The following is a 7,367-nucleotide window of genomic DNA, read 5'->3' as shown; positions in this document are numbered from 1 at the left end:
GTTCGGTGGTGGCACAGGCATCAGCGGCCGAGCCGCCAAAAGCCTCGGCGAGGAAATCAGCGAAGGCGGCGGCGCCAAAAGTCGGCAAAGCTGCTGTGCCCGCGCCGGCAACCAAACTGGCGACCGCAAAGGTCATGGCCAAGGCCGCGCCGGTTGCCAAGGCGACTTCGGCTGTGACGACTGGGGCTGTGAAGACGACTGGGGCTGTGAAACCGGCGGTGCCGGCCAAAACCGCCGGCAAGCAAGTGCCGACCGCAGCCAAGCCCGCAAAAGTGGCATCGAAACCATCTGCCGCCGCGCCGAAGACACCGGCAGCTGCCAAAAAGACGGTGGGCAAGTGAGCGTTTCGGACACGGAAAAGGACGAGATCGAGAAATCGTCGGCTCCGCTGATGGAGCATCTTATCGAACTGCGCCGGCGGCTGATGTGGTCGATCGGTGGCTTCTTCGTCGCTTTCCTGTTCTGTTTCTTCTTCGCCAAGAAGCTGTTCAACCTGCTGGTCATCCCGTTCAAGTGGGCGACCGTCTGGGCCGGGCTCGATCCGCACAAGGTCGAGCTGATCTACACGGCGCCGCAGGAATTCTTCTTCACCCAGGTCAAGCTCGCCATGTTCGGCGGCATGGTCATCGCCTTTCCGTTGATCGCCACGCAAATCTACAAGTTCATCGCACCCGGCCTCTACAAGAACGAGCGCAACGCCTTCCTGCCGTTTCTGATCGCCTCGCCGATCCTGTTTCTGCTGGGCGCGTCGCTGGTCTATTTCTTCTTCACGCCGATGGTGATGTGGTTCTTCCTCGCCATGCAGCAGGTTGGCACCGATGATCAGGTGCAGATTTCGCTGCTGCCGAAAGTGTCGGAATATCTCAGCCTGATCATGACGCTGATCTTTTCCTTCGGCCTGGTGTTCCAGTTGCCGGTGGTGACCAGCCTGATGACGAGGGTCGGCATGCTGTCGTCCAAGGCGCTGGCCGAAAAGCGCAAATGGGCGATCGTCATCGCCTTCATCGTCGCGGCAGTGCTGACGCCGCCCGATCCGATGAGCCAGATCGGCTTGGCTATCCCCACGATCCTGCTTTACGAGGTCTCCATCTGGGCAGCTCGCCTGATCGAGCGAGACCAGGAGAAGCAGCGGGTGGCGCGCGAGAAGCAGGACGCCGGAGAAAAGGTGGCCGAAAAGGCTGCGGAAGCGCCTTCCGAGCAGGTTCCTTCGTAGGCGGTAGCTCTTCCATCCTTCAATATCCGCAGGACAGCAGGGAGCGTGAAGGAACTCGGCCTTGACGTCTTGCATCGGTCAAGGATGCGGTTTACGCCCTCTGGTCTTTGTTTTTGGGCATGTCGTTGTCCCAAAACCGCTGCGCACTTTTGGGCGACATGCCCGCCGAGGACGAATAAACCATGCTCGATATCAAATGGATTCGCGATAACCCGAAGGCCCTTGCCGAAGCGCTCAGGAAGCGCTCTTGGTCGGCTGAGGATGCGCAGTCCACGGTCGACGACCTGATCGCCAGGGATGAGGCGCGGCGCGAACATCTGACCGAACTTCAAACCAGGCAGGAGCGCCGCAACGCCGCCTCGAAGGAGATCGGCAACGCCATGCGCTCGGGTGATTCCGCGCTTGCCGAAAAGCTGAAGGCCGAGGTCGGCGAGATCAAGGCGTTCATCCAGAATGGCGAGGCGCGCGAGCGCGAACTCGACAAGGCGCTGAACGATGCGCTGGCCGTGCTGCCCAATGTGCCGCTCGACGACGTTCCGGTCGGCAAGGACGAGCACGACAATGTCGTCAAGCACATCGTCGGCACGGCGCCGACGCGGCCGAACTGGGTGAAGGAGCATTTCGAGATCGGCGAAGCGCTCGGCATGATGGATTTCGAGCGAGCGGCGAGACTGTCGGGCTCACGCTTCACGGTGCTGAAAGGCGGGCTGGCGCGGATGGAGCGCGCGCTCGGTCAGTTCATGCTCGACCTGCACACGACCGAACATGGCTATGAAGAGATCCAGCCGCCGCTGATGGTGCGCGACGAGGTTCTCTATGGCACCGGGCAGTTGCCGAAGTTTGAGGAAGACCTGTTCTTTGCCCCGCACGGAGACGGCAGGCTGGGCTTGATCCCCACCGCCGAAGTGCCGCTGACCAACCTCGTTCGCGAAGAGATCACGGCGCATGAAAAGCTGCCGCTGCGCTACACCGCGCTGACGCCGTGCTTCCGCTCGGAGGCCGGTTCGGCCGGGCGCGACACGCGCGGCATGCTGCGCCAGCATCAGTTCTACAAGGTCGAGCTGGTCTCGATCACCGATCAGGAGTCCTCGCTCGCCGAACACGAGCGGATGACCGAATGCGCCGAGGAGGTGCTGAAGCGACTGGAGCTGCCGTTCCGCACCATGACGCTGTGCACCGGCGACATGGGCTTTGGTTCGCAAAAGACCTATGACATCGAGGTCTGGCTGCCCGGCCAGAACGCCTATCGCGAGATTTCGTCCTGTTCGGTATGCGGCGATTTCCAGGCGCGGCGCATGGATGCCCGCTACAAGGACAGGGATGGCAAGGGCAACCGCTTCGTCCACACGCTGAACGGCTCGGGCACCGCCGTCGGCCGTGCGCTCATAGCCGTCATCGAAAACTACCAGAATGAGGACGGCGGCGTAACCATTCCTGAAGCGCTGCGGCCGTATATGGGTGGCCTTGCGAAGATCGAATCGAAATAATGCGCATTCTCCTGACCAACGATGACGGCATCCACGCCGAGGGCTTGGCGTCGCTCGAACGCGTCGCCCGCACCTTGTCGGACGATGTCTGGGTGGTGGCGCCGGAACAGGACCAGTCGGGCTACGCGCATTCGCTGTCGATCTCGGAGCCGCTACGCCTGCGCAAGATCGGCGAGAAGCATTACGCCGTGCGCGGCACGCCGACCGACTGCGTCATCATGGGCGTGAAGAAGATCCTGCCCGCAGCACCCGACCTGATCCTGTCGGGAATCAATTCCGGCGCCAACATCGCCGACGACGTCACCTATTCGGGCACGGTCGCCGGCGCCATGGAAGGGGCCCTGCTCGGCGTGCGTTCGATCGCGCTCAGCCAGGGTTACAGCTATGTCGGCGAGGACCGCGTCGTTCCCTACGAAACCACCGAGGCGCTGGCGCCGGCTTTGCTCAAAAAGCTGGTCGCCGTGCCGTTGCCGGACGGCGTGCTGCTCAACGTCAATTTTCCGAACTGCCTCCCCGAGGAAGTCGCCGGCACGGTGGTGACCTCGCAAGGCAAGCTCGTCCACAGCCTGTGGGTCGACGAGCGCCGCGACGGGCGCGGACTTCCCTATTATTGGCTGCGCTTCGGCCGCGAGCCGGTCGAGGGCAAGAAGGGCACGGACCTCTACGCGCTGCGCAACCGTCTGGTGTCGGTGACGCCGCTGCAGCTCGATCTCACCGCTCACGAAATCCGCGATCAACTGACCAAGGCGCTCGCATGAACCTGAACCACGGTCCGGTCGACGACCGCGAAGGCTTTGCCGCTTTCCTGCTTCGCTTGCGTGGCAGGGGCACAGTGCCGAAGGCGCTGATCGCCGCCTTCGAGGCGACGCCGCGGCGTGGTTTCCTCGCGGCTCACTTCCATCCGATCGCCTGGTCGGACCGCATGCTGCCGATCGAATGCGGCGAGGCGATCGAGGGCGCCGACCTGCAGGCGGCGGTGATCGCGGCACTTGCCATCGAACCGGGCAATCGTGTGCTCGAGATCGGCACCGGCTCGGGCTATACCGCGGCGGTGATGTCGAGGCTTGCCGGACGGGTCGTCACCATCGACCGCTACAAGACGCTGACCGAGCAAGCCAAGCAGCGTTTCGAGGCGCTCGGCATCGGCAATGCCATCGCCCGCCAGGCGGATGGCTCCAACGGGCTGGCCAATGAAGGGCCGTTCGACCGCATCGTCGCGTGGGCGGCTTTCGACAGCCTGCCGCGTTTCCTGCTCGACCAGCTGTCGAGCGGCGGCATCGTCATTGCGCCGATCGGCCCGGAGGAGGGCGAGCAGGTGGTGGCCAAGCTGACCAAGGTCGGCAGTCGTTTCGAACGCGAGGACATCGGCATTGTGCGCCTGCAGCCGATATTGCGCAGCGTCGCTGCCGTCATCTAGGGTGTGTTGAGGTTCAGGTGAGGCCGGCCTGCAAATGGCGGTTTCCTGCGCTTCCGGTGCTCACGTACCCGAAAGTACGCTCCGCTCCGGTTCTCGGAACCCACCATTTTCGGCGCGGCCTGACCTGAATCTCAACACACCCACCGCTCGATCCTCGAATATTTTAAGAAAATTTGCGTCGGATTCTAATGGGTTAACCGACCAGTAACATTAACGCGCTTTAATCACGCTCAGTTTGTACCGGGTCTGTGTGCGGGTTAGTGCGATGCAATTCAGTGTTTTGAAGGCAAACGGACGCAATCTAGCGCGTGGCTGCGCCGTCCTCATGGTCGCGGGTGCTGCCGCAGGGTGCAGTTCCCAGGTGGCGCGGTTCAATGGCGTCGACGACGTCTTCACCGCCTCGACCAACAACCAACGCGCCATCATCGACAAGCAGGACGCTGCCCAGCCCTATCCGGGCGACGCCCCTGTCTCGGCAGCTCCGGTCGACGGCACCTACACCCAGTCGGTCAGCCGCTCCAGCCTCGAGCCGGTGACGACGCGGCAATTGCCGCCGGTCAGCCAGGCGCAGCCGGCCCCGGCGCTGGCGCCTGCCGCAAATCCGGTGCGTACCGCTACTGCGCCGGCCATGGCGCCTGCCGCGCCTCGGGTCGACCGTACGGCAACCGGCACCGTCGCGCCGACGTCAAGGCCGTTCAAGGATGCCGAGCCCGATGCGCCGCGCATGGCGACGGCGGGCGGTAAGCCGCATGCTACCGAGATCATCGTCAGGGATGGCGAAACCGTTTCCGGCCTGTCGCGGCGCTATGGCGTGCCCGCCGACGCCATCATGAAGGTCAACGGGCTGAGCGAGACCAGGGGGCTGAAGAGCGGCCAGAAGCTCGTCATCCCGGCCTATGCCTATTCGAGCAAGGAAGCCGCCCCGAAAATCGCCGACGCCAAGCCCTCGAACGGCACCAAACATGACGTGCCGACAAGCGCGTCGGAAAAGGTGGCAGTGCTGCCGCAGCAGCCGAAGCTCAAGGAAGGCAAGTCGACAGCGCAGGTGGACGCTTCTGCCGCGTCAGGCCAGCCGAAAGACGCAAAGGCCGCGCCCAAGGCGGCCAGCGGCACCTATACGGTCCAGCAGGGTGATACGCTGTCGGCCATTGCCAGGAAGACCGGTGTCGGCGTTGTTGCGCTGAAGCAGGCGAATGGCATGCAGGATGGTCTGCTCAAGATCGGCCAGACGCTGAAGGTTCCGGCCGGCGGCACGGCGACTGTCGCCAGCGCCAAGCCGGCGAAGGTCGATCCGGTGACGACGGCCACCACCCCGCCTACGGCCAAGACCACGCCGTCGGAAACGCTCGCCTCCTATACGCCGCCAAAGAAGGATGCAAAGGTCATCCAGCAGGCCGAGGACGACGACGCGGTGGCGCCCAATGCCACCGGCATCGGCAAGATGCGCTGGCCGGTGCGCGGCCGCGTGATATCCGGCTTTGGGGCCGGCAAGGACGGCGTCGATATCGCCGTGCCCGAGGGGACGCCGGTCAAGGCGGCCGAGAACGGTGTGGTCATCTATGCCGGCGACGGCCTCAAGGAATTCGGCAACACGGTGCTGGTGCGCCACGAGAACGGGTTGGTCACAGTCTACGGCCACGCCAGTTCGATCGAGGTGCAGCGCGGCCAGAAGGTCAAGCGCGGTCAGGAAATCGCACTGTCCGGCATGAGCGGCACGACCGACTCGCCGAAACTTCACTTCGAAGTGCGCAAGAACTCCGCGCCGGTCGATCCTTCGACCTATCTTGAATAAAGAAGAGCCGATCCTTCGACTGATCTCGAACAGAAGAAAAAAAGAATTGCAGGCCGCCTGACCTCCAGTCCGGCCCGCCGGCTTAGCCCGCCCTGCCAAGGGGCGGGCTTTTTCAGTTGTCCTTGAGGGATTTGCCCAGCCTGCCAGCCAGATCCTGGATGAACTGCCAGGCGACGCGGCCCGAGCGGCTGCCGCGCGTTGTCGCCCATTCCAGCGCCTCGGCACGCAGTGTTTCGGGATCGATGGCAAGCTCGTGATGGCGGACATAGCCGTCGATCATGTCGAGATATTCATCCTGCGAGCATTTGTGGAAGCCGAGCCAGAGGCCGAAACGATCGGATAGGGAGACCTTTTCCTCGACCGCCTCGGACGGGTTGATGGCGGTCGAGCGCTCATTGTCGATCATGTCGCGCGGCAACAGATGACGCCTGTTCGAGGTGGCGTAGAAAATCACATTGGCCGGGCGGCCCTCGACGCCGCCTTCGAGCGCCGCCTTCAGCGATTTGTAGGAGGTGTCGTCGTGGTCGAAGGAGAGGTCGTCGCAAAACAGGATGAAGCGATAGGGCGCGGCCTTCAGCAGACCCATCAGCTTCGGCAGTGTGTCGATGTCCTCGCGGTGGATTTCGATGAGCTTGAGCGGGAGCTCCAGTTCCGTCGATGCGTTGACGGCGGCGTGCACGGCCTTGACCAGCGACGATTTGCCCATGCCGCGCGCACCCCACAACAGCACATTGTTGGCGGCGTAGCCGGCGGCGAAGCGCTCGGTGTTGTCGACCAAAATGTCGCGGACGCGGTCGACGCCGCGGATCAGGCCGATGTCGACGCGATTGACCTTGCGCACCGGTTCGAGATAGCCGGGATCGGCCTGCCAGACGAAGCAATCGGCCCCGCCGAGGTCGGTTTGCGGTGCCGGCGGCGGGGCGAGGCGGGCGACTGCCTCGATCAGGCGGTCAAGCTTCTTGTTCAGGGCTTCGAGGGTGCTGTCGGTCATTTCTTGTCTTTTGTTTCGCTTTCAGGGAGGCATGGCGCGGAACCTATTCGATTCCGGCGGTTTCGGAACCTGTTCCAACCTTTTGTTAGCGCATGATCTTTTCTGGAAACCGGGTTTCATTTTTCGGGATCACGCTCTAACACGGCTCAACAAGCCGGAAAAGCAACTGAAATGCCTGGCAGCGCAGTTGCATTGGCAACTTTACCGACTATATTCCGGCCAAATTTCGCGGGGCCGCCATGAGGCGGCTTTTCACCATCCAGGAGGACCTCGATGTTCGTTACACCGGCATATGCCCAAGGCGTCGGCGCCTCTCCCGATATGTTCATCAGCATTTTGCCGTTTGTCCTGATTTTCGTGATCATGTATTTTCTGATCATCCGGCCGCAGCGCACGCAGTTGAAGAAGCGTGGCGAGATGCTGGCGGCGGTTCGCCGCGGCGACACTGTCGTCACCGGCGGCGGCTT

8 protein-coding genes are annotated in these 7,367 nt (G+C 63.0%); 7 read left to right on the top strand and 1 reads right to left on the bottom strand.

Annotated elements, in window-relative coordinates; all coding sequences use genetic code 11:
- The first annotated feature begins 134 nt into the window (after window positions 1–134).
- The 6 genes from CN311_RS33100 to CN311_RS28335 all read left to right on the top strand — a co-directional run bounded on the left by CN311_RS33100 (window position 135) and on the right by CN311_RS28335 (window position 5,909).
- Complete coding sequence (locus CN311_RS33100; RefSeq protein ID WP_208866589.1) at window positions 135–341, top strand: hypothetical protein; 207 nt, start codon at window positions 135–137, stop codon at window positions 339–341.
- Window positions 338–1,213 (top strand): twin-arginine translocase subunit TatC, encoded by an 876-nt coding sequence (gene tatC / locus CN311_RS28355; RefSeq protein ID WP_097576935.1) that lies wholly within the window; start codon window positions 338–340, stop codon window positions 1,211–1,213. The genes CN311_RS33100 and tatC overlap by 4 nt, the downstream gene beginning before the upstream one ends.
- A 182-nt stretch (window positions 1,214–1,395) precedes the next feature.
- The gene (gene serS, locus CN311_RS28350; protein ID WP_097576934.1) at window positions 1,396–2,700 is read left to right on the top strand and encodes a serine--tRNA ligase; all 1,305 of its coding nucleotides are present in this window, start codon (window positions 1,396–1,398) and stop codon (window positions 2,698–2,700) included.
- Window positions 2,700–3,458: a 5'/3'-nucleotidase SurE gene (gene surE, locus CN311_RS28345; RefSeq protein WP_097576933.1), complete on the top strand. Its 759-nt coding sequence runs from the start codon at window positions 2,700–2,702 to the stop codon at window positions 3,456–3,458. Before serS ends, surE begins: the two co-directional genes overlap by 1 nt.
- Window positions 3,455–4,117, top strand: coding sequence for a protein-L-isoaspartate(D-aspartate) O-methyltransferase (locus CN311_RS28340; RefSeq protein WP_208866588.1), 663 nt, complete (start codon window positions 3,455–3,457; stop codon window positions 4,115–4,117). The genes surE and CN311_RS28340 overlap by 4 nt, the downstream gene beginning before the upstream one ends.
- Window positions 4,118–4,382: 265 nt before the next feature.
- Complete coding sequence (locus CN311_RS28335; protein ID WP_097576932.1) at window positions 4,383–5,909, top strand: LysM peptidoglycan-binding domain-containing M23 family metallopeptidase; 1,527 nt, start codon at window positions 4,383–4,385, stop codon at window positions 5,907–5,909.
- 112 nt (window positions 5,910–6,021) lie between these two features.
- Here CN311_RS28335 and CN311_RS28330 read toward each other — a convergent pair whose 3' ends face one another.
- A complete protein-coding gene (locus tag CN311_RS28330; RefSeq protein WP_097576931.1) occupies window positions 6,022–6,900 on the bottom strand; it encodes an ATP-binding protein in 879 nt (292 codons plus the stop codon).
- Between the two features lie 273 nt (window positions 6,901–7,173).
- On the opposite strand from CN311_RS28330, the gene yajC reads away from it, so the two are divergent.
- On the top strand, window positions 7,174–7,367 hold a 194-nt coding region (yajC, locus tag CN311_RS28325), incomplete at its 3' end, for a preprotein translocase subunit YajC (RefSeq protein ID WP_097576930.1).

Source organism: Mesorhizobium sanjuanii (assembly GCF_002529485.1).
GTDB classification, from domain to species: Bacteria; Pseudomonadota; Alphaproteobacteria; order Rhizobiales; family Rhizobiaceae; genus Mesorhizobium; species Mesorhizobium sanjuanii.
Note: the sequence above shows the minus strand (reverse complement) of the source record. Positions and strands in the feature narration are given on the sequence as shown.

Coding starts and splice junctions, on each gene's coding strand:
- CN311_RS33100 (WP_208866589.1), top strand. CDS start 135: ATGGCCAAGGCCGCGCCGGTTGCCAAGGCGACTTCGGCTGTGACGACT.
- serS (WP_097576934.1), top strand. CDS start 1,396: ATGCTCGATATCAAATGGATTCGCGATAACCCGAAGGCCCTTGCCGAA.
- surE (WP_097576933.1), top strand. CDS start 2,700: ATGCGCATTCTCCTGACCAACGATGACGGCATCCACGCCGAGGGCTTG.
- CN311_RS28340 (WP_208866588.1), top strand. CDS start 3,455: ATGAACCTGAACCACGGTCCGGTCGACGACCGCGAAGGCTTTGCCGCT.
- CN311_RS28335 (WP_097576932.1), top strand. CDS start 4,383: ATGCAATTCAGTGTTTTGAAGGCAAACGGACGCAATCTAGCGCGTGGC.
- CN311_RS28330 (WP_097576931.1), bottom strand. CDS start 6,900: ATGACCGACAGCACCCTCGAAGCCCTGAACAAGAAGCTTGACCGCCTG.